Source organism: Pseudomonas extremorientalis (genome assembly GCF_001870465.1).
Taxonomy (GTDB): Bacteria; Pseudomonadota; Gammaproteobacteria; order Pseudomonadales; family Pseudomonadaceae; genus Aquipseudomonas; species Aquipseudomonas extremorientalis.
This window is the reverse complement of the sequence record NZ_MDGK01000015.1, coordinates 705,166-730,598: the sequence shown is the minus strand read 5'-3', so window position 1 is coordinate 730,598 and position 25,433 is coordinate 705,166. Positions and strand designations below refer to the sequence as shown.

At 56.0% G+C, this 25,433-nt stretch carries 21 protein-coding genes; 2 read left to right on the top strand and 19 right to left on the bottom strand.

Annotation, left to right across the window (positions count from 1 at the left end; translation table 11 throughout):
- Positions 1-74: 74 nt before the first annotated feature.
- From BFN10_RS07150 to BFN10_RS07120, 7 genes are read right to left on the bottom strand one after another with little or no spacing between them, the layout of a single operon-like run.
- Positions 75-1,406 carry an oligosaccharide flippase family protein gene (locus BFN10_RS07150; RefSeq protein WP_071489077.1) on the bottom strand — a complete coding sequence of 444 codons (1,332 nt, stop codon included), beginning with the start codon at positions 1,404-1,406 and terminating at the stop codon, positions 75-77.
- Positions 1,406-2,425 (bottom strand): GDP-mannose 4,6-dehydratase, encoded by a 1,020-nt coding sequence (locus BFN10_RS07145; RefSeq protein WP_071489076.1) that lies wholly within the window; start codon positions 2,423-2,425, stop codon positions 1,406-1,408. Before BFN10_RS07145 ends, BFN10_RS07150 begins: the two co-directional genes overlap by 1 nt.
- Positions 2,422-3,306, bottom strand: a complete 885-nt coding sequence (locus BFN10_RS07140) for an NAD-dependent epimerase/dehydratase family protein (RefSeq protein WP_071489075.1) — start codon at positions 3,304-3,306, stop codon at positions 2,422-2,424. The genes BFN10_RS07145 and BFN10_RS07140 overlap by 4 nt, the downstream gene beginning before the upstream one ends.
- 2 nt (positions 3,307-3,308) lie before the next feature.
- Positions 3,309-4,622, bottom strand: coding sequence for a lipopolysaccharide biosynthesis protein RfbH (rfbH, locus tag BFN10_RS07135; protein WP_071489074.1), 1,314 nt, complete (start codon positions 4,620-4,622; stop codon positions 3,309-3,311).
- A gap of 26 nt (positions 4,623-4,648) precedes the next feature.
- On the bottom strand, positions 4,649-5,734 hold the full coding sequence (gene rfbG / locus BFN10_RS07130; protein ID WP_071489073.1) for a CDP-glucose 4,6-dehydratase: 1,086 nt from the start codon (positions 5,732-5,734) through the stop codon (positions 4,649-4,651).
- A gap of 2 nt (positions 5,735-5,736) precedes the next feature.
- Positions 5,737-6,510: a glucose-1-phosphate cytidylyltransferase gene (rfbF, locus tag BFN10_RS07125; protein WP_071489072.1), complete on the bottom strand. Its 774-nt coding sequence runs from the start codon at positions 6,508-6,510 to the stop codon at positions 5,737-5,739.
- 13 nt (positions 6,511-6,523) lie between these two features.
- Positions 6,524-7,513, bottom strand: a complete 990-nt coding sequence (locus tag BFN10_RS07120; protein WP_071489071.1) for an FAD-binding oxidoreductase — start codon at positions 7,511-7,513, stop codon at positions 6,524-6,526.
- A 434-nt stretch (positions 7,514-7,947) separates the two neighbouring features.
- On the opposite strand from BFN10_RS07120, the gene BFN10_RS07115 reads away from it, so the two are divergent.
- The gene (locus tag BFN10_RS07115; protein WP_071489070.1) at positions 7,948-8,658 is read left to right on the top strand and encodes a formyl transferase; all 711 of its coding nucleotides are present in this window, start codon (positions 7,948-7,950) and stop codon (positions 8,656-8,658) included.
- Between the two features lie 41 nt (positions 8,659-8,699).
- On the opposite strand, the gene BFN10_RS07110 is transcribed toward BFN10_RS07115, so the two are convergent.
- From BFN10_RS07110 to mtnA, 12 genes are all read right to left on the bottom strand, one after another.
- The gene (locus tag BFN10_RS07110; protein ID WP_083351555.1) at positions 8,700-10,076 is read right to left on the bottom strand and encodes a Wzz/FepE/Etk N-terminal domain-containing protein; all 1,377 of its coding nucleotides are present in this window, start codon (positions 10,074-10,076) and stop codon (positions 8,700-8,702) included.
- Between the two features lie 423 nt (positions 10,077-10,499).
- Positions 10,500-10,742: a LapA family protein gene (locus BFN10_RS07105; protein WP_071489069.1), complete on the bottom strand. Its 243-nt coding sequence runs from the start codon at positions 10,740-10,742 to the stop codon at positions 10,500-10,502.
- Between the two features lie 24 nt (positions 10,743-10,766).
- Positions 10,767-11,063, bottom strand: a complete 297-nt coding sequence (gene ihfB, locus BFN10_RS07100; protein WP_003189779.1) for an integration host factor subunit beta — start codon at positions 11,061-11,063, stop codon at positions 10,767-10,769.
- Between the two features lie 132 nt (positions 11,064-11,195).
- Positions 11,196-11,480, bottom strand: coding sequence for a hypothetical protein (locus BFN10_RS07095; RefSeq protein WP_071489068.1), 285 nt, complete (start codon positions 11,478-11,480; stop codon positions 11,196-11,198).
- Positions 11,481-11,642: 162 nt separating this feature from the next.
- The gene (rpsA, locus tag BFN10_RS07090; RefSeq protein ID WP_071489067.1) at positions 11,643-13,334 is read right to left on the bottom strand and encodes a 30S ribosomal protein S1; all 1,692 of its coding nucleotides are present in this window, start codon (positions 13,332-13,334) and stop codon (positions 11,643-11,645) included.
- A gap of 119 nt (positions 13,335-13,453) precedes the next feature.
- Complete coding sequence (cmk, locus tag BFN10_RS07085) at positions 13,454-14,143, bottom strand: (d)CMP kinase (RefSeq protein ID WP_003172653.1); 690 nt, start codon at positions 14,141-14,143, stop codon at positions 13,454-13,456.
- Positions 14,140-16,350 carry a bifunctional prephenate dehydrogenase/3-phosphoshikimate 1-carboxyvinyltransferase gene (locus BFN10_RS07080; protein WP_071489066.1) on the bottom strand — a complete coding sequence of 737 codons (2,211 nt, stop codon included), beginning with the start codon at positions 16,348-16,350 and terminating at the stop codon, positions 14,140-14,142. Before BFN10_RS07080 ends, cmk begins: the two co-directional genes overlap by 4 nt.
- Positions 16,351-16,378: 28 nt before the next feature.
- A complete protein-coding gene (gene hisC, locus BFN10_RS07075; protein WP_071489065.1) occupies positions 16,379-17,491 on the bottom strand; it encodes a histidinol-phosphate transaminase in 1,113 nt (370 codons plus the stop codon).
- 9 nt (positions 17,492-17,500) lie between these two features.
- Complete coding sequence (pheA, locus tag BFN10_RS07070) at positions 17,501-18,595, bottom strand: prephenate dehydratase (RefSeq protein ID WP_003172650.1); 1,095 nt, start codon at positions 18,593-18,595, stop codon at positions 17,501-17,503.
- Positions 18,595-19,680, bottom strand: coding sequence for a 3-phosphoserine/phosphohydroxythreonine transaminase (gene serC / locus BFN10_RS07065; RefSeq protein ID WP_071489064.1), 1,086 nt, complete (start codon positions 19,678-19,680; stop codon positions 18,595-18,597). Before serC ends, pheA begins: the two co-directional genes overlap by 1 nt.
- Positions 19,681-19,896: 216 nt before the next feature.
- Positions 19,897-22,551: a DNA gyrase subunit A gene (gene gyrA / locus BFN10_RS07060; protein ID WP_010211963.1), complete on the bottom strand. Its 2,655-nt coding sequence runs from the start codon at positions 22,549-22,551 to the stop codon at positions 19,897-19,899.
- Between the two features lie 303 nt (positions 22,552-22,854).
- Positions 22,855-23,931, bottom strand: a complete 1,077-nt coding sequence (mtnA, locus tag BFN10_RS07055) for an S-methyl-5-thioribose-1-phosphate isomerase (protein WP_071489063.1) — start codon at positions 23,929-23,931, stop codon at positions 22,855-22,857.
- Positions 23,932-24,039: 108 nt separating this feature from the next.
- On the opposite strand from mtnA, the gene BFN10_RS07050 reads away from it, so the two are divergent.
- On the top strand, positions 24,040-25,371 hold the full coding sequence (locus tag BFN10_RS07050) for a TRZ/ATZ family hydrolase (protein ID WP_071489062.1): 1,332 nt from the start codon (positions 24,040-24,042) through the stop codon (positions 25,369-25,371).
- Positions 25,372-25,433: the final 62 nt, after the last annotated feature.

Below are 25,433 nucleotides of genomic sequence, written 5' to 3'. Positions count from 1 at the left end.
TAGAAACCATATTCACCGACCTTCCTTTGATGTTAAAAAAAATACAAAACTGACAATTGCCTCTGAAGAGCACTTTAAGTCAACGTAACATCCGATTTCACTGTTCGGGTCAGCCGATAAACCTGCAAGGGCAGTAACACGGCAGAGAAGAGCAGACTTAGCGTCGCGGCGAACACAACACCTTCAACACCCATCCCAAGCACCTTAACCATCAGAAGCGCCAAGGGTATATTGAGAAGCATGGCAGCAAGTGCCGTATAGAGTTGGACATTAACGGCTCCAGCGCCATTTAACATAATCGCAAAAATATTATTCCACGTGGAGACCGCAACAAATGCTGCTACACTTATAACCAGCGGCATAGAAACAACGAAGGCGCGGTCAATCCATATACCAATAATGAATTGCGCCACTATCGCCAATACGCAAAGCCCAATGACGACCAGACCGTACAGTTTCAACTGCGTACGCAACATTTTAACGATCCACCCCGCATCCTCACGATGGTAGGCATCTGTATAAGCAGACCACAACGGGGAGGAAATGAGCGTGTGCAAGAACGCTACAACGCTGAACAACTTAAAAACCACTTCATATTCTGTGACGTATTCTGGACCAAACAATTGCGTAATGAGCACTTTGTCTGTCGTAAAAACGACGAGTACTGCCAACTGGATGATAAAAAACCGGACGCCCACGGATAAAAGCGGTATGAGATGTTCACGATCGAGGCTATAACCAGGCCGCAAGTACTTATATGTATTGTAGAACCAGACACTCAACAAAAAATTACCACCTAGCGCACCGATACCGTATATCCAGGCCAGGTAACTAATGCGAGCATCGAAAAAATGGTATAGCACGTAAGAGATTATTAACACAAAACCATTGGTTACCAGCTGCCCTAGGGAAATCAACGCGCTCTTTTGCACGGCACCTAGCAGCGCGGTGATAAGCCCTACCCAGAAATTCAGCAACATGAAAGCAGCCGCAATCTGGACAGAATATCTAAGCTCATCTTCCGAGACTGCCGAAGTATTAAAAACATGCTGCCAGGAAAGCTGGTAAGAAAAAAACAAAAACACTAACCAAAGACCTACAGCAACAAAACCAATCAGACTATACGCAGACGATATATAGCTGCGAGCCAGCGCTTCCTGGCCTTTGGCCAGCGCCTCTGCAACCTTATTACGCAATCCATTACCGATGCCCAAATCGAAAAATACAACCCAGGACATTATTGTCAGCAGCGTAGACCAGACACCAAACTGCACCGCCCCTAAATATGAAATCATAATTGGGATTGCTAGAAAGGAGGCTGCGACAGCTCCTCCTTTATATAAAACAGAACCTTTAATCTGTTTAATATAGTTAGTGGTTCGTTCAGCCGCAACGTTCTCAGACATTAATGCCGACTCACCCAGTCCACCATCTGAGTTACACCTTGCCTGGAAGAAACTATGGGTTTCCAACCGAGCAAATCATGTGCCTTGCGTATGTCCGCGACGAACACTCTCTGATCACTTTCACGAACAGGCAGCTTGGTGTACACCAATTCAATATCGTTTATTTCATTTAGTAGCGTGAATAGCTCCAACAATGAAAGACTATTGGAAACCCCACCACCGACGTTGAAAGCCTGCCCTTTAGCTTTTTCAATATTGTTGATCGCACTCTGATAGAGCGCTTTCATATCGTCAGCATGTAAGACGTCGCGAACCTGCTTACCAGTGCCGGAAATAGCAAATGGCGAAGTAGACTTCCCGGTTTTCAGTTCGATTGCCTTCTGACAAAACCAACCAACCCATCCTTGATCATACGTCGCAAACTGACGCCCGCCGTACATGGACGAGTGACGAAAAACCACAGTTTTAAGTCCAAAAATCCTCGCATAATCTAACATATACTGATCGGCGGCACCTTTGGAGCAACCATAAGGCGAATGAAAATCGAGCTGAGTGGTCTCGTCGAAACCGTTTATTTTATCGATGCACTCATAACGAGTTTCTGTCTCGTGGTAATGGAATTGCTCAAGGTCTCCGTACACTTTATTAGTTGAGGAGTAGACCACGATCGCATCCGGCGTGTACAACCGCACCGCCTCCAGAAGGTTATGGGTGCCCATGACGTTCACCTCAAAATCCATGCGAGGATTGGCTATGGAGGTGGTCATTGCAACTTGGCCCGCCAGATGAAAAATCACATCAGGCTTGTAGGACTGCACTACTCGGGTAACGTCATTTTGGTTCCTAATATCCCCGTGCTCAAACGTGAAACCACCTTGACTCTGTAGCCAAGTAAGATTCTCCCTTGATCCACTGCGATACAAACTATCAAAAATGACAACTTCGTCACCGCGCCGCATGGCATCGGACGCCAAGTTACTGCCAAGAAACCCACAACCGCCCGTAATAAGTAATTTCATTCTGCGTCATCCTTATCGATTGTTTTCCGTATACCCATTTCCAATGAGGTAGCCGGTGCCCACCCCAGTGAGCGCATACGATTAATATCAGCCTGAAACAACATTGCTTCGTTAAGCCGATAGGGAACGGCACCAAACTCCAAAAGCGTTCGAGAGCCAGTTAATGCCTGTGCTAACTCCACGAAGCTTCTTACCGATACCGCTTCACCCGAGCCAACATCGATATTTTCAACATCACCAAGGCTCGTCATATTTGAAATGATCGTATCGTAAGCGCTGACGACATCATCAATAAACACAAAATCTCGTTTCTGCACCCCAGAGGTAAGACTCAATCGTTCTACATTCGCTAGGCAAGAACTAATAACATTCGTCGTAAATTTGCTTTTGTCATCACCGGGACCATACATATGCTGCATGGCAACATTGATAAACTTTATCCGTCTTTCCCCCTGCCCGGCTTGGAGTGCGCCCAGCGCACTGAAACTCTGTTTTGACATAGCATAACTGCTGACAGCAGGATCAAGGATGGACCCTGTATTTACAAAAGCAACGGGCTTATCCAGCAACCTCGCCCCCTCCAATAACAGCAGTCCCAAACGCACGTTTGCGTCAAAGATATCGACTAGGGTTTCACCGGCGCGACCATAGCAACAGGCCGTATGGACTATACAATCGGGAGCAGCTTTTTTAATTGCCGAAAATACATCCTCGTCTTTACTGCAACTGTAAAATTGGAGAGCATCTGCCAAGTCTTCAATACGTCGCCGATTTGACGCCGGACGAACGAGGACGGAGACCTGATAACCTGCGCGCACCCAATTACGAGCGAGCGCACTTCCCAGAAATCCGGTAGCCCCTGTCAGCAATAGGCTTTTCATACTTAAAAATTAATACCGAAAAACTCTTCCAGCTTCTCACCGATGTACTCGAACTGCTCCACCCCCAGGCCAGGGTAAATACCCAGCCAGAAAGTCTGATTCATCGTACGGTCAGTGTTGGTAAGCTCACCTACTACACGATACTCGATCCCCTTAAAGTATGGTTGACGTGTCAGGTTGCCCGCGAACAATAGCCGTGAACCTATGTTGTTCTGATCCAGAAACTTCAGAAGATCAACGCGTTGAACGCCTGCGCTTTCTTTCAATGTTATTGGGAAGCCAAACCAAGAAGGATCACTGTTTGGGGTCGGCTCGGCTATTTCAAGAAACTCTGACAGGCTGCTCAGACGCTCCTTCAACAACACGTAGTTGCCCTTGCGGGTATCGATGAACTCCTGAGCCCGATCCAACTGCGCAAGGCCGCAGGCGGCTTGCATATCGGTAATCTTGAGATTGTAACCCAAGTGCGCGTATACATACTTATGATCGTAGCCTTGGGGCAGGCTGCCAAACTGTTGACCAAAGCGGTCGCCACAGGTGTTGTCACAACCCGGCGCGCAGTAGCAATCACGCCCCCAATCGCGGAACGACTCTGCAATGACCTTCAACTGTGGGCTGTTAGTAAATACAGCCCCTCCCTCCCCCATCGTGATGTGATGGGCCGGGTAGAAGCTCAAGGTGCAGATATCGCCGAACGTGCCTACCAACTTGCCGTCGTAAGTCGCACCCAGTGCGTCACAGCAGTCTTCGATCAACCAAAGGTTGTACTTCTCGCAGATTGCCTTAACCGCTCCGAGATTGAAGGGATTGCCCAAGGTATGGGCAAGCATGATCGCTTTGGTTTTTGGTGTAATTGCCGCTTCGATCAGGTTGACGTCAATATTGTGCGTCGCCATATCAACATCAACAAACACTGGGATGGCACCGAACTGCACGATCGGATTAACCGTCGTCGGAAAACCTGCGGCCACACCGATAACTTCATCACCCTTCTTTATTGCGCGCTCACCCAACTTAGGGGACGTCAATGTGCTGAATGCGACAAGGTTGGCAGAGGAACCCGAATTGACCGAAAGTGCAAATTTAACACCCAAAAACTCAGCCAACTTTCGCTCAAACTCTGCATTGAAACGCCCAGTAGTCAACCAACCATCCAGGGAAGCCTCGACCATCAGTTGCAACTCTCTAGCCCCAATGACTTTGCCTGAAGGCGGAATAACACTTTCGCCGGCGACGAAAGTTTTGGGTGTCAAGGCGACTTGAGCATACTGCTCGACGAGTTTACTGATTTCTTGGCGAAGCATATCGGGGGTCATGGCATTTCCTGCTTGAATAATATGAGTTACTTGCCGCACGAAGACATCGCGGCCATGTAGGCGTTGATTTCTGCGAGACAAAGATCGTGGACATCATGTCCTTTGAGCCAGGCTCTATGCCAACTCACGATGTATGCCAACGTCGTCTCTAATGACCAAGTAGGCGACCAATGCAAATGTGCACGGGCTTTTGACACATCAAGTTTCAAATAACGAGCCTCATGAGGTTGGGGATTCTGATCCAAGGCCCAACTTGCGCCCTGCCCCCAAGTGTTCACCAGCCGGTCCAGAATCCAGTCGACAGGTCGAGCATCGTCGTCCTTCGGGCCAAAGTTCCAACCCTGGGCCACTTCCTGGCCCCGCACCCAAAGGTTTTCGGCCAATACCAAGTAACCACTCAATGGCTCAAGCACATGCTGCCAAGGCCGGGTAGCCTGTGGGTTGCGAATTACCACCGGCTGATTCTTTTCGAAAGCGGCTAGTATATCCGGAATCAATCGATCTTCAGCCCAATCGCCACCACCAATTACATTGCCTGCGCGGGCAGACGCAAGAGCGACGGGCTGTTCTTTGCCAAAAAAGGAGTTGCGATACGCCGACGTCACGAGCTCCATGCAGCCTTTGCTGTTGCTGTAAGGGTCATGCCCGCCCATGTGCTCATCTTCTCGATAGCCCCATTCCCATTCACGGTTTTCGTAACACTTATCAGTGGTCACATTAACAATTGCACGCAGGCTTGGGCATTGACGCGCAGCCTCCAGTACATGCACGGTGCCCATTACGTTCGTGGCATAGGTTTCGACAGGCTGTTTATAAGAGAGGCGCACCAGTGGCTGAGCCGCCATATGAATGAGGATATCTGGATTAAAGCGGATCATGCTTTGCGTGATCGCTTGAAGGTCTCTGATATCACCAATCTGGGACTGCATGCCCTTTTCGACGCCGGCCTCTTTAAAAAGAGCCGGTGTCGTGGGCGGCGCAAGGGCGTAACCCATTACGTCAGCCCCCATACTCTGTAGCCACAGGGACAGCCAACTCCCCTTAAAGCCCGTATGTCCGGTCAGATATACCTTTTTACCGTTCCAAAAGGCGGGAGTGACAGCAGCTTTCATTTTCACTCCCACGCTTTCCAGGGGGCCTTACCAGACATCCAGAGCTCTTCCAGCAAATGTTTATCACGTAACGTGTCCATTGGCTGCCAGAACCCCTGATGCTCGTAGGCCATCAGTTGATTGTCCGAAGCCAGGTTCATAAGAGGCTCTTGTTCCCAGACGCTTGAGTCACCGGTGACGTATTTCAGAACCTCGGGGTTCAGCACGAAAAAGCCACCATTGATCATAGCGCCATCGCCTTTGGGCTTTTCCTTGAAGTTAAGGACTTGCCCCTGGCGGATATCCAGCGCGCCAAAACGACCCGGTGGGTACGTTGCAGTCAGCGTTGCAGCTTTCCCATGAGCCTTGTGAAACTCAATGGTGGCGCTGATATCAATATCGCCCACGCCATCGCCATAGGTGAAGCAGAAGGACTCCTCATTCTTTACGTAGTCGGCAACACGCCGCAGGCGTCCACCCGTCATGGAATCGTCGCCGGTATCGACCAGCGTTACCTTCCAGGCCTCCGCACGTTTGTCATGCACTTCCATGGTGTTGTCACGCATATTGAAAGTGACGTCCGACATATGCAGGAAATAGTTGGCGAAATACTCTTTGATTACATAGCCTTTGTAGCCACAGCAAATAATAAAATCGTTGATGCCATGAGCAGAATACATCTTCATGATGTGCCACAAAATAGGCTTGCCACCAATCTCGACCATCGGTTTGGGACGGGTACTGGTCTCCTCACTCAACCGAGTGCCTAATCCGCCAGCCAAAATCACAGCTTTCATCTTTTATCCTTAATTAATTCGAGCTCACAAAAGCGTCGGAGTAGAAATTTCTGTGTGGAAGGCCAAGCCTCACAAGTTTTTCTTTAGCTGATTGAATCATATGTTCGGAACCACACGCATACACAACCGCGCTCGGCAAGTCGATACCATCATGCTCAAGCACATCCTGCACGTAACCCGTGCGACCCTCCCAACTGCTGTCGGGTCGTGACAGCACAGGAATGAAAGAGACCGCCGGCGAACCAAGCTCAGGCCACCAGTAAATATCCTTGGCGTGACGCCCTCCCCAGTAAACCCATACCTTCTTATTCATGGCGATCTCGGGATCGGCTTTGAGCTGCTCAAGAATAGCTTTCACTGGCGCGATTCCCGTACCCGTTGCTAAAAACACTAGGTTCTCCGGAGAGGTATTACGCAGGGCAAATGTGCCCTGTGGCCCTTCCAGCCGGAGCAAGTCATTGGCAGCAAGTTCATCGAACCAATATTGGCTCATCACTCCGCCGTCAACCTTACGAATGTGCAATTCCAACCTTCCATCCGGTCTAGGCGCGTTCGCAATGGAGTAGCTTCTCCTGGCACCATTTTTCCCAATGATGTCGACATACTGGCCAGGCACATAGTTCAGCAGATCTTTAGGCGGCAACCGCAAGACCACCTCGACGACGTCGTCAGCCAGATACCTGAATGAATCCACACGACAGGGAAGTGTTTTGCTCTTGATATCCGCAAACTGACTCAAGTCTTCAATATCCAGCCGCACATCACTCAACGCGGTACGACAGCATGTCAAAATATACCCCGAAGCCAGCTCTTCACAGGACAGGACAGACTCATGATGATGAACGACCTCAGTCTCGCCAATCACATGAGCCCTACACACCCCGCACCGACCGGAACGACAGCTGTATTCGAGGATCACGCCTTGCTTTTTTGCACTATCCAAGAGTGTCACGCCTGGCTCACAGGAGAATGTTCTTTCGTTGGACAAGGTTACAGTTGACATCGCGGCCACAGTTCGTTTCTGAAAATTCAAGTTAAAAAACACTGAAAATATACATCGACAATCAGCCTATCGGCTCAAGACTTGCTGGATACATTGTACAGAGGGTGTCTTCTCTGTGCTGAGGACCATTGAAGGGGCATGAATGCATCTAAAATCCTCCGTACGCACTCGATGGCGCAGTACGATTTGGGTCAACCGCTTTCGCGACCGCTGATGATAAAAATGACATAGCCCCATCTGAGCCCAGTCGCCCCGCTCGTGATTCGAGGCATGATTTGAAGACATGGAGGCACCAGGCGCGCAACCGCTTGTGCTTTGTACTCGCGACGGATCGGCCACTTTTGATGCAGACAAGGTTAACTGGTGGATTATACGACCATTAGAAGCTTTCAGTAACCTTTGTCGCCCCCCTCCCCAACATCCCCCCAGGCAGCTTGAAGCTGGCTCACGCCCAGGCGAGGCAGAAAAACAGCATCCACTACAGGTCAACCACTCTGCTCAAAACAGAAAGCGCCCTTTATCACTCGATCAGAAAAACCGTTTCAGAAAAACTGGGTTTCGCGAACAAGGACATAGATGAGGCATTAGCACTGTGCGATTTGAGTGATTATTCGCCCGACGTAGAAACGCTGATGATAGAAAGTCTGGCAGACAGCGCGCTCTACGAACGACTACTGGCACTTGCGCAAACACAGCTGTTATTCACCGGTGGCGGAATCGTGCCGAAGCGGTTACTGGAAATCGCCACACTCAAATTCGTTCATATACACCCCGGACACTTGCCGGAAATACGCGGTGCTGATTGTGTCCTGTGGTCATATCTGATGAAAGGACGCACCTCCGCGACATGCTTCTACATGGCACCAGGAATCGATGATGGCGACGTAATCCTTGCGAGCTATTTGCCTTCACTGACCCCAAACCTGAAAGTCGCCGGCATAGACGTAAGAACGCTTTACAGGGCTACCTACGCGTTTCTCGACCCATGGGTCCGGTCCTATGTACTCAGACGAGCACTGGTGGATACTGCCGGCTTTACGCAGGTTGTAGCCTATCCACAAGCCGAGGAAGCAAGCGTGACATATCATTTCATGCATGATCAGATTAAACGTGCTGCACTCACCCAGCTGTTCGCCGAGGCCTAGCCCATGTTGACAGGGGGGCCCCGACAAACCTGAATCCTGAGCTACTTCTGTATGGGCTGTATCGAATGCTGTTGATCAGGCAGCTCACCGATATGCCCCCTAGCATTTAGGCGTGAAACCTGGGAGCCAGGACTCCTCTCTTTTATTATGTCGCGACTTGCAACAATTGCAGACCGTAATAGCGCTATACATAATGCGAGCACGGCCCCACCCAACAAGCCAAGCAGCACGACAAGCAGACGATTTGGGCTAGCCGCCACCAACGGCTCAAGGGCCTGCTGGTCGACAGTCACCAACTTCAGGCCTGCCATATCAATGTTCAAGCTACTCAAACGGGCCATCTCTGCGCGCAATGGCTGGACGCCCGCGAGAAAGATATCCTCATTTTCACGTGCGTTAAGCACTTCCACTTCGCGATTAGACGCCAGTAGCTGAAGCTCTTTGGCTATCTGAGCGACACGGGGATCGGTGAAGTCATCGGATTTACGTTGCTTCAGTGCTACCAGCTCAGCGTTAAGTGCTTCTACCCCCATGAAAAACAGGGGCACTTGCTGATTATTGACTTCGGTACGCATCACACTGTTAGCGCCGGCGTTACGGGATTCACCGAGTGAAGATGGGGTCGTCGGCTTTTGGATACCTAACGACTTGGCAATCCCAATGGCTTCATTCAGCTGAGCGATACGATCATTGCGCAGCGCTTTTAACTGCGAACGAAGTGCCCTTAACTCATCCTGCAACTGTGCGCGCTTCAGCGCGTCATTTTCCCGTAACGAAGCGATTTTAGCCTCTTTCTCTACTTCATAATTTGAGCGAGCAGAGTCAAACCTGCCTTTCAATTCATTGATTCGATTTTTGACGATTACGTCCAAATCAGCAGATATTTGCTTACGCTCAACACGGACAGCATAGTCGACAAAGCCATTAAGAATAGCGACACCATCGATCCCTTTCGGGTAGGTCATCTCAAGCTTGACGTAGGCGCTCAGAGAATCTTTCTTATCCGTATCCGGAAGAATTAAGTGAATCGAATCACGATTGAACGCCTCAAAGCTTTGTTCCAGAGTTTGGCCAGGACGCACGAACGGCTCAAACAGCTTTTGGTTGGCTCTGAAGAAGGCTAGTCGAGTATCGTAAGATTCAAGCGCTGCACCAACCTTAAGAAGAGCATCAACTGGAGGAAGTTGGTAAACCTCAGACCGGTTCAAAGCATCCAAATCGTTAATAGCTGCAGGACGCAATGCTGCACTGACTTTATACGTGGGAGTGACCAAAAAAGCATAGCATGCTGCGATTAGCCCGCACCCCAAGGTGACAAGAAGCAAAAGCTTTTTTTGACGCCAAACAAATTTAGAAAGCGCGACGAAATCTATCCCGTTGGAGGGCCGTACAAGGGGGGCGCGGAAGCTACTACTCACAACAAAAACCTGCCTTCAAAGAGAAACTGCGGGCTCGTTATGCAGATCAGATTGTGTTTTTTTCTAATTAGATGACCGCTAAAATCCAGCGTCTCTGCCAAATTTTTTAGCGCACAAAATGTCAGTTATCGAGAACAGATTTCATTCTGCCATCTCTCTGACATATTACAAGTCTTGACAGATCTGTAGGGCAATTCCTAAGCGATAGGGATCAACTCTCAGAGCAGCCTTCCGAAAACACAGAAAAGGGAAGGAAATTTCGAATGAGCCAGTTAATACTGAATGATTGGGCCAGGATTACTGACTGTTAGAGCCGTTTCGCAGCAACGCTGCGCAGGATATGCACAAATGCCGAAAAAAATATCTGACAGACGGCACCATGGATCTCACATAGCCCCTCGATAGATAGAGCTGCTGTAGACCCTAGAAGCGCGTTGCAGGGATCGGCGTGCGACGTGGTTTAGGCATCCACATACTCAATAGTGGGCCTATCAACATGCCGATAATCAACGCCACCACCACAAACACCGATACTGGCATTTCACCGGTGGCGAAGCCAAAGAAAGACAAAGATGCAACCTGCTGGTTTTCCAATACAAACGCGAGAACTATCAACGCAACCACCAGCACCGTCAGCACCACAACAACGCGCTTTACTCCACGCATAACCTTCTCCTACCCCAAAAACACTCAGACGCCTTCTTCCTCTTCTTCGTTCACCCGATCGCGCAATTCCTTACCCGGCTTGAAGTGAGGTACAAACTTACCGTCCAGGCTGACGGACTGGCCGGTTTTAGGATTACGGCCTACACGAGGCGCACGATAGTGCAAAGAGAAACTGCCAAACCCACGGATCTCAATCCGATCCCCGGTCGCCAGGCACTGGGACATTTGCTCAAGCATGGTCTTGATAGCCAGCTCGACATCCTTGGATGAGAGCAGCCCTTGATGGGTGACAATTCGTTCGATCAACTCCGACTTCGTCATATTTTTCCCTTCTTTTTCAAGCAGCTAGGAAAAGCGCTTCGAAGGTTTTAGCATGACTTGATGAATTTGAACAGCCCACCGAACAACTTATCCGCAGGATAGGTGGCAACCGGCTATAGGCGTATTCCGACCTCAATTACAGATGACCAGCATAGTGCGGGTTACAGCACCGGCAGGGTTCCAACCGAACAGATAGTCACCCTCTTCGTCCTTGGCGTCGCTGGACCTGGTGATCACCTTATAGCCCTGCATTTTGCACTCACGGGCAGCGCGCCTCTCGCACTTCTCCCAGCGATTGCCAAGGCCCGAGCAATCGATCTCAATGCCGCTGACGCCGCGCTTGGCGTGGGTTTTAGCGCTGGTGGAGGAGCAACCGGCGAGCACTATCATTGCAAGTATTACGATAAGCCTGTTCATTCAAATCCTTACTGAAACAACAACACAAGAACCGCATTTTTCTTAAGACTATAGTGAGTTCTGACACTGAGCTGTATGCCTTGGTTCTAGGTTGTTGATTCAACGAATTTCAGGCACAAAAAAGGGCGACCGAAGTCGCCCTTTTTTATGGTCTGACAGAACTTAGTTCTGTTTTTCCATTTGTGCACGCAACAGGTCGCCCAGAGTGGTAGGACCAGCAGCGATGCTATCCGAAGGCTTGTCTTTCAAGCTCTGGATGGCTTCTTTCTCTTCAGCATCGTCTTTCGACTTGATGGAGAGCTGGATTACACGGCTCTTGCGGTCAACGCTGATGATCTTGGCTTCTACTTCCTGGCCTTCTTTCAGAACGTTACGCGCGTCTTCAACGCGGTCACGGCTGATTTCGGAGGCTTTCAGAGTCGCTTCGATATCGTCGGCCAGAGTGATGATGGCGCCTTTAGCGTCAACTTCCTTCACGATGCCTTTAACGATTGCGCCTTTGTCGTTGTCCTGAACGTATTCAGAGAACGGGTCGCTTTCCAGTTGCTTGATACCCAGGGAGATACGCTCGCGCTCTGGGTCAACCGACAGGATAACGGTGTCCAGCTCGTCGCCCTTCTTGAAACGACGAACAGCTTCTTCGCCCACTTCGTTCCAGGAGATGTCGGACAGGTGAACCAGGCCGTCGATGCCGCCGTCCAGACCAATGAAGATACCGAAATCGGTGATCGACTTGATGGTGCCGGAGATTTTATCGCCCTTGTTGAACTGGCCAGAGAAATCTTCCCATGGGTTAGATTTGCACTGCTTGATGCCCAGGGAGATACGACGACGCTCTTCGTCGATGTCCAGAACCATAACTTCCACTTCGTCGCCGACTTGTACGACTTTCGAAGGGTGAATGTTCTTGTTGGTCCAGTCCATTTCGGAAACGTGTACCAGGCCTTCCACACCTTCTTCCAGCTCAGCGAAGCAGCCGTAGTCGGTCAGGTTGGTAACACGCGCGGTTACGCGAGTGCCTTCTGGGTAACGGGCTTTGATAGCAACCCATGGATCTTCGCCCAGTTGCTTCAGGCCCAGGGAAACACGGTTGCGCTCGCGATCGTATTTCAGAACCTTGACATCGATCTCGTCGCCAACGTTGACGATTTCGGAAGGATGCTTGATACGCTTCCAAGCCATGTCGGTAATGTGCAGCAGGCCATCCACGCCACCCAGGTCGACGAATGCGCCGTAGTCGGTGAGGTTTTTGACGATACCTTTGACTTGTTGGCCTTCCTGCAGGGATTCCAGCAGAGCTTCACGCTCGGCGGAGTTCTCTGCTTCCAGGACGCTGCGACGGGAAACGACAACGTTGTTGCGCTTCTGGTCGAGCTTGATGACCTTGAATTCGAGTTCTTTGCCTTCCAGGTGCGTGGTGTCGCGCACTGGACGAACGTCGACCAAAGAACCTGGCAGGAACGCACGGATGCCGTTAACGTCGACAGTGAAGCCGCCTTTAACCTTACCGTTGATAACGCCCTTGACCACTTCTTCAGCTGCGAAGGCTGCTTCGAGAACAATCCAGCATTCAGCGCGCTTGGCTTTTTCACGGGACAGCTTGGTTTCACCGAAACCGTCTTCAACCGAGTCCAGAGCAACGTGAACTTCGTCACCGACATTGATTGTCAGATCACCAGCATCGTTGTAGAACTGTTCCAGCGGGATCAGAGCTTCAGACTTCAGACCAGCGTGAACGGTTACCCAGCGAGCTTGGTAATCGATATCAACGATAACACCGGTGATGATGGAGCCTGCCTGAAGGTTCAGGGTTTTTAGGCTTTCTTCAAAGAGTTCCGCAAAGCTTTCGCTCATTTTAATTCCTGTTGATAAGGGCGAAGAATACGCCCATCTCCACACCCCAGACGATGTGGGTCAGTTTCAATTAAAAGAAGCACCACAGGACTATGACTGGTCCCCTGCGGCCTTCTTGGTCACCCGGCGATATCGCGAATGGCGATCTCACTCAAGATGCGTTCCAGCACCTGCTCGATGGACAGCTCCGTGGAATCCAGCTGTATGGCATCAGCCGCCGGCTTGAGCGGGGCTACTGCGCGCTGGGTATCACGCTCATCGCGTGCACGGATCTCATCTAGCAGACTCGACAGACTAACACCATCGACTTTGCCCTTCAACTGCAAGTAGCGGCGGCGAGCCCGCTCCTCGGCGCTGGCGGTCAGGAAAATCTTCAATGGCGCCTCGGGAAACACCACGGTTCCCATATCGCGGCCATCGGCCACCAGGCCCGGCGGCTCCTGGAAAGCCCGCTGGCGCTGCAACAATGCGTCCCGCACCGCTGGCAGCGCGGCAACCTGGGAGGCCCAGGAGCCAACTTGCTCATTGCGCAGGTCATCGGTCACATCGTCCCCTTCGAGGATGATGCGCTGGGGATGCCCTTCCGTCGCGCCGACGAACTGTACATCGAGGTGCGCCGCCAGCAGCTTCAGGGATTCTTCGTTGGTCAGGTCGACGCCATGGTTGCGTGCGGCGAATGCCAGCAGACGGTACAGTGCGCCGGAATCCAGCAGGCACCAGCCCAGGCGCTTGGCCAGGATGCCGGCGATCGTGCCTTTGCCCGAGCCGCTTGGCCCGTCGATGGTAATCACCGGTGCTTTGATATTCACAATTGAGCCTCTTGGGCAACACGGATGCCGACTTGGGCACACAGTGTAAGAAAGTTCGGAAAAGACGTAGCAACATTGGCGCAGTCACGGATACGAATCGGCGCCGCCGCCCGCAGGGAAGCCACGCTGAATGCCATGGCAATCCGGTGATCGCCATGGGCATGTACGTCACCGCCACCCATCGGGCCACCGTCAATGATAATCCCATCAGGGGTCGGTTCACACGTCACGCCCAGTGCCAGCAGACCATCGGCCATGACCTGAATACGGTCGGACTCCTTCACGCGCAGCTCTTCAGCGCCGCGCAACACGGTCCGCCCTTCGGCACAGGCCGCCGCAACGAACAGCACCGGGAACTCGTCGATCGCCAAAGGCACCAGCGCCTCGGGAATTTCAATACCTTTCAACGCCGCGGCACGTACACGCAGGTCAGCCACCGGCTCGCCACCCACCTCACGCGGATTTTCCAAGGTAATGTCCGCCCCCATCAGCCGCAGAATGTCGATCACGCCGGTGCGGGTCGGGTTGACACCCACGTGCTCCAGCAACAACTCGGAGCCTTCGGCAATCGAAGCCGCCACCAGGAAAAACGCCGAAGAGGAAATATCCCCCGGCACTTCAATATGTGTTGCAGCCAACGCATGGCCCGACTCAACCGACGCCTTGCCCCCTACCACATCAACCGGATATCCAAAACCGCGCAACATGCGCTCGGTATGATCACGGGTCGGCGCAGGCTCGGTCACCGAGGTCTTGCCCTCGGCGTAAAGCCCGGCCAGCAACAGGCAGGATTTAACCTGCGCACTGGCCATCGGCATCGAATAATCGAAACCTTTGAGCACCTGCCCCCCCCGGATAGTCAGGGGCGGACGCCCTTCCGGGCCGGTCTCGATCACCGCGCCCATTTCCCGCAACGGCTTGGCCACGCGGTTCATCGGACGCTTGGACAGGGAAGCGTCGCCCGTCAGCACGCTGTCGAAGCTCTGCGCAGCCAGCAAACCGGACAGCAGGCGCATGGAGGTGCCCGAGTTGCCGAGGTAAATCGGCCCCGGTGCGGGCTTCAAACCATGCAGCCCCACGCCGTGGATGGTCACGCGCCCATGGTGCGGCCCTTCAATCACCACGCCCATGTCGCGAAACGCCTGCAGAGTCGCCAGGGCGTCCTCGCCTTCGAGGAAACCTTCGACTTCCGTCACACCCTCAGCCAACGAACCGAGCATGATCGACCGATGAGAAATCGACTTGTCGCCCGGCACCCGAATGCTTCCGCTCAAGCGGCCGCCCGGGTTGGCGAGGAAGGTCAGGTCATCAGCGTTCACAGCGGTTTCCATATACGCCCGGCGTGCCAGGATCTTGCTGAAATGCTCACGCGCCACCCGCGCACGGGTGAACACACCCAATAATTGATGGCCATCCCCGGCGTCGACCGCATCGCGCAAGGCGTCGAGGTCGCTGCGGAAGGTGTCCAGGGTGCGCAACACCGCTTCGCGATTGGCGAGGAAGATGTCGTGCCACATCACCGGGTCGCTGCCGGCAATCCGCGTGAAGTCGCGGAAGCCACCGGCGGCGTAACGGAAAATCTCGAGGTTTTCGTTGCGCTTGGCCAAAGAATCCACCAGGCCAAACGCCAGCAAATGCGGCAGATGGCTGGTCGCGGCCAGCACTTCGTCGTGACGCTCGACCTGCATATGCTCGACATCCGCACCCAACTCGCGCCACAGGCGATCGACCACCGCCAGCGCCGCCGGATCGGTTTGCGCAAGCGGCGTCAGGATCACTTTGTGTCGACGGAACAGCTGCGCATTCGACGCCTCCACCCCGCTTTGCTCCGAACCGGCAATCGGATGACCCGGCACGAAGCGCGTCGGCATGCCACCAAACGCCTGCTGCGCCGCGCGCACCACATTACCTTTGGCACTGCCGACGTCCGTCAGGATCGCCTGGCCCAGGTCCATGCCCGCCAACACGGCGAGCAATTTCTCCATGGCCAGGATCGGCACGGCCAGCTGGATCACATCCGCGCCCCGGCAGGCGAGCGCCAGGTCCGCTTCACAGCGATCCACCACGCCCAACTCGACCGCCAACTGGCGCGATTGCGGGTCCAGGTCCACACCGACCACTTCGCCACACAGCCCGCTTTCACGCAGGCCTTTGGCGAAGGAGCCGCCGATCAACCCCAGGCCGACCACCACCAGGCGACCGATCATAGGCACAGCAGGTTGCAATGCAGTGACATCAACCACGAGCCAGAACCTTGGCCAGCGCCTCCAGGAAGCGACTGTTTTCAGCCGGCAGACCGATGGTGATGCGCAGGTGGTTCGGCATGCCGTAGTTGGCCACCGGACGCACGATCACACCTTCACGCAACAAGCCCTGGAATACCGGAGCGGCCACCTGACCGAGGTCGACGCAGATGAAATTACCCTTGGACGGAACCCAGCCCAGGCCCAGCTCGCGGAAGCCTTCCTGCAACTGCAGCATGCCGCTTTCGTTGATACGACGACTTTGCTCGAGGTACTCGGTATCCTTCACCGCCGCACAGGCCGCTGCCAGAGCCAGGCTGTTGACGTTGAACGGCTGGCGCACGCGGTTCAGCACATCGGCAACCACCGCAGTGGACAGGCCGTAGCCCACGCGCAGCGATGCCAGGCCGTAAGCCTTGGAGAAGGTGCGCGACACCAGCAGGTTCGGGTACGCGGCCAGGAAATCGAGGCCGTTCGGCAGGTCGCTGCCTTCGGCGTACTCGATGTAGGCCTCGTCCAGCACCACCAGCACGTGCTCGGGCACGTCTTGCAGGAAGTCGTTCAGCGCCTGGGCGTCGAACCAGGTGCCGGTCGGGTTGTTCGGGTTGGCGATGAACACCACGCGGGTCCGGGCATCGATGGCTGCCAGCATGGCCGGCAGGTCATGGCCCCAATCCTTCGCCGGAATGATGCGCGCATCGGCACCGACGGCCTGGGTCACGATCGGATAGACCGCGAAGGCGTGCTCACTGAACACCGCGTTCAAGCCCGGCGCCAGGTAGGCACGGCCGACCAGCTCGAGAATGTCGTTGGAACCGTTGCCCAGGGTCACCTGGTTCAGCTCGACGCGGCATTTTTCCGCCAGCAGCGACTTGAGCGCGAAGCCGTTGCCGTCCGGATACCGGGTCAGCTCAGCCAGCTCTTCACGGATCGCCGCCAGGACTTTGGGGCTAGGGCCCAGCGGGTTCTCGTTGCTCGCCAGCTTGACGATTTTCGAAGGATCCAGGTTCAACTCACGCGCCAGCTCGTCCACAGGCTTGCCCGGAACGTAAGGCGACAGTTGTTGCACGCCCGGCTGCGCCAGGGCGAGGAAGTTGCCACTCATGTTAAAGCCTCACAAAACCGCTTTCGGGTAAGAGCCCAGCACCTTGAGTGCCACGGCTTCCTGACTGATTTTCTCGAGCACGCCCTTGACCAGTGGGTCGCGGTGATGGCCGATGAAGTCGATAAAGAACACATAAGTCCATTTACCGCTGCGCGAAGGACGAGTCTCGATGCGCGTCAGGTCAATCCCGTTGTCGTGGAACGGCACCAGCAGCTCATGCAGTGCGCCGGGCTTGTTGCTCATGGACACGATGATGGAGGTCTTGTCGTCACCGGTCGGCGGTACTTCCTGGCTGCCGATCATCAGGAAGCGCGTGGAGTTGTCCGGGCGGTCCTCGATTTTCTCGGCCAGGCGCGTCAGGCCGTACAGGCCTGCCGCCATATCGCCAGCGATGGCTGCCGAATTCCACTCACCCTTGACCCGCTTGGCGGCTTCGGCGTTGCTGGAGACCGCCACGCGCTCGACATTCGGGTAATGCGCATCCAGCCACTTGCGGCACTGGGCCAGCGACTGGGCGTGGGAGTAGATGCGACTGATGCTGTCGGTCTTGGTGTTCTCACCCACCAGCAGGTGGTGGTGGATGCGCAGCTCGACTTCGCCACAGATCACCATGTCGTGCTCGAGGAAGCTGTCCAGCGTATGGTTGACCGCGCCTTCGGTGGAGTTTTCCACCGGCACCACGCCAAAGTTCACCGCACCGGCCGCCACTTCACGGAACACTTCGTCGATCGCCGCCATTGGCTTGCTGATCACCGCGTGGCCGAAGTGCTTCATGGCCGCCGCCTGGGTGAAGGTGCCTTCCGGGCCGAGGTAGGCCACTTTCAGCGGCTGCTCCAGCGCCAGGCACGAGGACATGATTTCACGGAACAACCGCGCCATCTCTTCGTTGCCCAGCGGGCCCTTGTTGCGCTCCATCACACGCTTGAGCACCTGGGCTTCACGCTCGGGCCGGTAGAACACCGGCACTTCGCCTTCGGCCAGGGACGCCATCTTCACCCTTGCCACTTCCTGGGCGCACCGCGCGCGCTCACTGATCAGCTCCAGGACTTTCTCGTCCAGGCTGTCGATGCGTACGCGCAGGGCCTTGAGTTCTTGCTCAGACATTAGCCGTGTTCCTTTTCGAACTCTGCCATGTAGGCAACCAGCGCGTTGATCGCGTGGATGTCGACGGCGTTGTAGATGGAGGCGCGCATGCCACCCACCGAGCGGTGCCCCTTGAGGTTCAGCAGGCCGCGCGCGTCGGCACCGGCCAGGAACGGCTTGTCCAGGCGGTCGTCAGCCAGGCGGAACGGCACGTTCATCCACGAGCGGTCGGTCAGGTTGATCGGGTTGCTGTACAGGCCGCTGGCGTCGATGAAGTCGTACAAGACGCGCTTCTTCTCTTCGTTGAGCTTGCCCATCGCAGCGACACCGCCCTGCTCTTTCAGCCACTCGAACACCAGGCCGGACAGGTACCAGGCGAACGCCGGCGGGGTGTTGTACATCGAGCCGTTATCCGCCGCGACCTTATAGTTGAGCATGGTCGGGCACAGCGAACGGGCGCGACCCAGCAGGTCTTCGCGGATGATGTTGACCAGGATGCCGCTCGGGCCGATGTTCTTCTGGGCACCGGCATAGATCATGCCGTACCGGGACACGTCGATAGGACGCGAGAGGATGTCCGAGGACATGTCGCACACCAGCGGCACGTCGCCCACTTCCGGCACCCAATCGAACTCCAGGCCGCCAATGGTTTCGTTGGCCACGTAGTGCACGTAGGCAGCGTCCTTCGACAACTTCCACTCGTTCTGACCCGGAATGGCGAAATAGTCGTAAGGCTTGGCGGTGCCCGCCACATTGACGTGACCGTAACGGGAAGCCTCTTCAATGGCCTTCTGGCCCCAGATACCAGTGTCGATATAGTCGGCAGTGCCGTCTTCCGGCAGCAGGTTCAGCGGGATCTGGGCGAATTGCTGGCTGGCGCCGCCCTGCAGGAACAGCACTTTGTAGTTGGAAGGGATGTCCAGCAAGTCGCGCAGATCCTGCTCGGCCTTGGTGGCGATGGACACGAACTCATCGCTGCGATGGCTCATTTCCATCACGGAGAGGCCTTTTCCATGCCAGTCGAGGAGTTCACCCTGCGCACGCTGCAGGACTGCTTCAGGAAGCGCCGCGGGACCGGCACAGAAGTTATAGGCTCTCTTGCTCACATCCAATCTCACTCTGATCTGGTGGGGCTGCAATCATGTTCGGCAACGCTCTGCTTCCGGAGCGGACCGTTGTGGAAGCTGGCTTGCCTGCGATACAGGCGCCTCGGTACGTCAGTGATACCGTGGTGATGCCATCGCAGGCAAGCCAGCTCCCACATGTTTCAAAGGGGACAAACAACAAGGGGGCGAATCTTCATCCGCCCCCTGTGTGTCCGCTTATTCCTGCGGTTCTTCTTCGTCTGCGGCAGCGTCGAGGGTTGGCTCGTCGACGTTGTCATCGCCTGCTGCGATCACCTCGCCTTCAAACTCCTCGCCTTCCAGCTCTTCGCCTTCGACTTCCGATGGCTCCTGGACACGCTCCAGGCCGACCAGTTTTTCGTCCTTGGCCAGCTTGATCAGGGTCACGCCCTGGGTGTTACGGCCCAGGCTCGACACTTCAGCCACACGGGTACGTACCAGGGTGCCCTGGTCGGAGATCAGCATGATTTCCTCGCCGTCGAGCACCTGCACCGCACCGACCAGACGGCCGTTGCGGTCGTTGCTGACCATGGCGATCACGCCCTGGCCGCCACGCTTGTACTCCGGGAACTCGCTGATGGCGGTGCGCTTGCCATAACCACGCTCGGAAGCGGTGAGGATCTGGCTGCCTTCTTCCGGGATCAGCATCGAAATCAGCTTCTGCCCTTCCGGCAGGCGCATGCCGCGCACACCGCGGGCGGTACGGCCCATGGCACGAACGTCGGATTCCTTGAAGCGCGTTACTTTACCGCCGTCGGAGAACAGCATGACTTCACGCTCGCCGTCGGTGATGGCAGCGGAGATCAGCACGTCGCCTTCGTCCAGCTCCAGGGCGATCAGGCCCACGCTGCGCTGGCGGCTGAAGGATTCCAGCGGGGTCTTCTTCACGGTGCCTTTAGCGGTGGCCATGAAGATGAAGTGACCTTCGGTGTATTCCTCGACCGGCAGCATGGTGGTGATGTATTCATCACTGTCCAGCGGTAGCAGGTTGACCAGTGGGCGACCACGGGCGGCACGGGACGCTTCCGGGATTTCGTAGGTCTTGAGCCAGTACACCTTGCCCTTGCTGGAGAACAGCAGCAGCGTGGTGTGGCTGTTGGCAACCAGCAGGTGAGCGATGTAGTCCTCATCCTTCACGCCGGTAGCCGATTTACCTTTACCACCACGACGCTGAGCCTGGTACGCAGCCAGCGGCTGGGTCTTGGCGTAGCCACCGTGGGAGATGGTCACCACGCGCTCCTCTTCCGGGATCATGTCACCCAGGGTCAGGTCGAGGCGTGCATCGAGAATCTCGGTGCGACGCACATCGCCATATTCGGCGCGGATCACTTCCAGTTCTTCGCGGATCACTTCCATCAGGCGCACGGCGCTGCTGAGGATGCGGATCAACTCGCCGATCTGGTTGAGGATCTCCTGGTACTCGGCCAGCAGCTTCTCGTGCTCCAGGCCAGTCAGGCGGTGCAGGCGCAGTTCCAGGATGGCCTGGGCCTGTTCCGGCGACAGGAAGTACTTGCCTTCACGCAGACCGTATTGCGGGTCCAGGGTCTCCGGACGGCACGAGTCGGCGCCGGCACGTTCAACCATCGCCACCACGGCGCTGGATTCCCAAGGGGTGCTGATCAACGCTTCCTTGGCTTCCGACGGGGTTGGCGAGGCCTTGATCAGAGCGATCACCGGGTCGATGTTCGACAGCGCAACTGCCTGGCCTTCCAGGATGTGGCCGCGCTCGCGGGCCTTGCGCAGTTCGAACACGGTACGGCGGGTGACCACTTCGCGACGGTGACGCACGAAGGCTTCCAGCAGGTCCTTGAGGTTCAGGATGCGCGGGCGGCCATCGATCAGTGCAACCACGTTGATACCGAACACGCTTTGCAGCTGGGTCTGGGCGTAGAGGTTGTTGAGGATCACCTCAGGCACTTCGCCACGACGCAGCTCGATCACCACGCGCATACCGTCTTTGTCGGACTCGTCGCGCAGCTCGGTGATGCCTTCGAGCTTCTTCTCTTTGACCAGCTCGGCGATCTTCTCGATCAGACGTGCCTTGTTCAGCTGGTAAGGCAGCTCGGTGATGACGATCTGCTGGCGGCCACCGACCTTGTCGATGTCTTCGATGATCGAGCGGGCACGCATGTAAATGCGGCCGCGACCGGTGCGATAGGCTTCGATGATGCCGGCGCGACCGTTGATGATCGCGGCGGTCGGGAAGTCCGGGCCGGGGATGTACTGCATCAGCTCATCGACGGTCAGCTCGGGGTTGTCGATGAGGGCCAGGCAACCGTCGATGACTTCACCGAGGTTGTGCGGCGGGATGTTGGTCGCCATGCCCACGGCGATACCGCTGGAACCGTTGACCAGCAGGTTGGGGATCTTGGTCGGCATGACGGCCGGGATCATTTCGGTGCCGTCGTAGTTCGGCACCCAGTCCACGGTTTCTTTATGCAGGTCGGCCAGCAGCTCGTGCGCAAGCTTGGTCATGCGCACTTCGGTGTATCGCATGGCCGCGGCGTTGTCGCCGTCGACCGAACCGAAGTTGCCCTGGCCGTCTACCAGCAGGTAGCGCAGGGAAAACGGCTGGGCCATCCGAACGATGGTGTCGTACACCGCAGTGTCGCCGTGAGGGTGATACTTACCGATCACGTCACCGACAACACGGGCAGATTTCTTGTACGGCTTGTTCCAGTCGTTACCCAGCTCGCTCATCGCGAACAGCACACGCCGGTGCACGGGCTTCAAGCCATCGCGCGCATCAGGCAGTGCCCGACCGACAATTACGCTCATCGCGTAGTCGAGGTAGGACTGTTTCAGCTCGTCTTCGATATTGACCGGGAGGATTTCTTTGGCCAGTTCGCCCATGAGAAGCCTGATTCCTTTTTCGGGTGAAACCTCGTCACATCCATATGGGACGAACGAAGCTCGCCGCTGCCGGCAGAGTGCCTGACAACGACTTACGACAAATCAACGAGTTATGACACGGATCTGCACGTTATAGGCCACCCCTCGGGGCAGCCCTGGAAACCGCCGGATGTTATCACAATCGCCGCCACGCACCTATCCCCCTGATGCGCATGGAGCATAGTAAGTTGACGGATGACAGGCTTGAGGGCGACGAGAGGGGCTCAGAGCTGGAACCAAGCCCGATTTCGGGGGCAAATTGGCTTAATGCAAGCGCTTACGACACATCAACCTGGCCAGCTTGGCGGTATCCGGCCGTTCAACCACGCCTTTTTCGGTCACGATCACATCGATCAGGTCGGCCGGGGTCACGTCGAACACCGGATTGAAGGCCGCCACATCTGCCGCGAAGCGCTGGCCGGCGACTTCCAGCAACTCACCGGCATCGCGCTCTTCCAGGGCAACGTCATCGCCAGTGGCCATCATCAGGTCCAGGGTGGAACTCGGCGCCACCACCATGAAACGCACGCCGTGGTGCATCGCACACACAGCCAACTGGTAAGTGCCGATCTTGCTGATCACATCGCCGTTGGCGGCAATGCAGTCGGCGCCGACAATCACCCAGGTCACGCCTTTGGTCTTGAGGATATGCGCACCGGCCGAGTCGGCATTCACCGTCACCGGAATGCCCTCGCCCGCCAGCTCCCAGGCGGTCAGCCGCGAGCCTTGCAGCCAGGGCCGGGTTTCATTGGCGTAGACCTGCTCGACCATGCCTTCGAGGTAGGCCGCGCGAATCACCCCGAGCGCCGTACCGACACCGCCGGTCGCCAGTGCGCCAGCGTTGCCGTGGGTGAGGATGGCCTGAGCGTTGCCCTGGTGCTTGCGGATCAGCTCGACGCCCAGCTGGGCCATGGTCAGGTTGGCTTCGCGGTCACTTTCATGGATGGCGATGGCTTCCGCTTCCAGCACCGCCACAGGGTCGGCGTGCTTTTTGACGCGGTCGAGCCGGTCACGCATGCGCTTCAAGGCCCAGAACAGGTTCGACGCGGTGGGGCGGGCATCGGCTAACAATGCGTAGTCTTCTTCCCACGCTGCCTGCCAGTCACCGCCCTCGGCGATCCGCTCGCGGGCGGCCAGCACCAGGCCATATGCGGCGCTGATGCCGATGGCCGGCGCACCGCGCACTACCATCGAGCGAATGGCTGCAGCCACTGCATCGACCGTCACGCAGGCCACCCAGCTTTCGCGGGACGGCAAGGCACGCTGATCGAGCAGGTACAGTGCGCCATCACGCCATTCGATGGCCTTCACTTTCTCCGCTGCCAACAGTCGATCGCGCATCCCTTACTCCGCACTCATAAACAAAGCCGCCGATTATAGCGATCCGCCAGCCAGGACGCTCGGGTATACTTCGCCCTTCTTTTATAGCTGCCTGGGAAGAAGCCCGCGATGACTGCCACTGCCGCCCCGCTCGACTTACTGTTGCTGCCGACCTGGCTGGTACCTGTCGAACCCGCCGGCGTGGTGCTCAAGGAACACGGCCTGGGCATCCGCGATGGGCGCATTGCGTTTATCGGGCCTCGCCAGGCGGCGTTGAAGCTGACCGCCAAGGAGACCTGCGAACTGCCGGGCATGTTGCTCAGCCCCGGCCTGGTCAACGCCCACGGGCACGCGGCGATGAGCCTGTTTCGCGGCCTGGCCGATGACCTGCCGCTGATGACCTGGCTGGAAAAACACATCTGGCCCGCCGAAGCCAAGTGGGTCGATGAAGCGTTCGTGCGTGACGGCACCGACCTGGCCATCGCCGAACAGCTCAAGGGCGGCATCACCTGCTTCTCCGACATGTACTTCTACCCCAAGGTCGCCAGCGACTGCGTGCACAACAGCGGCATGCGCGCACAGATTGCGATTCCGATCCTCGACTTTCCGATCCCCGGTGCCGGCAGTGCCGACGAGGCGATTCGCCAGGGTGTCGAGCTGTTCGGCGACCTCAAGCACCACCCGCGCATCAAGATCACCTTCGGCCCCCACGCGCCCTACACCGTGTGCGATGACAACCTGGAAAAAATCCGGGTGATCGCCGAAGAGCTGGACGCCGCGATCCATATGCATGTTCACGAAACCGCCTTCGAAGTGCAGCAAGCGGTCGAGCAGACCGGCGAGCGCCCGCTGGCGCGCCTGGGGCGCCTGGGGCTGCTGGGCCCGCGCTTCCAGGCCGTTCATATGACCCAAATCAGCGAGGACGACCTGGCTTTGCTGGTAGAAAGCAACACCAGCGTCATCCATTGCCCGGAATCCAATCTGAAACTGGCCAGCGGCTTTTGCCCGGTGGAGCGTCTGTGGCAGGCTGGCGTGAATGTGGCCATCGGCACCGATGGCGCCGCCAGCAACAATGACCTTGACCTGTTGGGCGAAACGCGTACGGCGGCGATGCTGGCAAAGGCCGTCGCCGGTTCGGCCACCGCACTCGATGCCCATCGCGCCCTGCGCATGGCCACCCTCAATGGCGCGCGAGCCATGGGCCTGGAAAGCGAGATCGGCTCGCTGGAAGTCGGCAAGGCGGCGGATATCGTTGCTTTCGATCTGTCGGGGCTGGCGCAACAACCGATCTATGATCCGGTCTCACAGCTTATATATGCCACCGGACGCGATTGCGTGAAACACCTTTGGGTCGCTGGCAAGCAATTGCTCGACGACCGGCAATTGACCCGCATGGATGAACAACAGTTGACCGCCACGGCCATCGCCTGGGGCCAACGCATCAGCGGGCACAGCGAATAACGACGGCCTTGAACCCTGGCGTTCAAGACCGACAAACCGATTTATCAGATTCAGAGGATTCA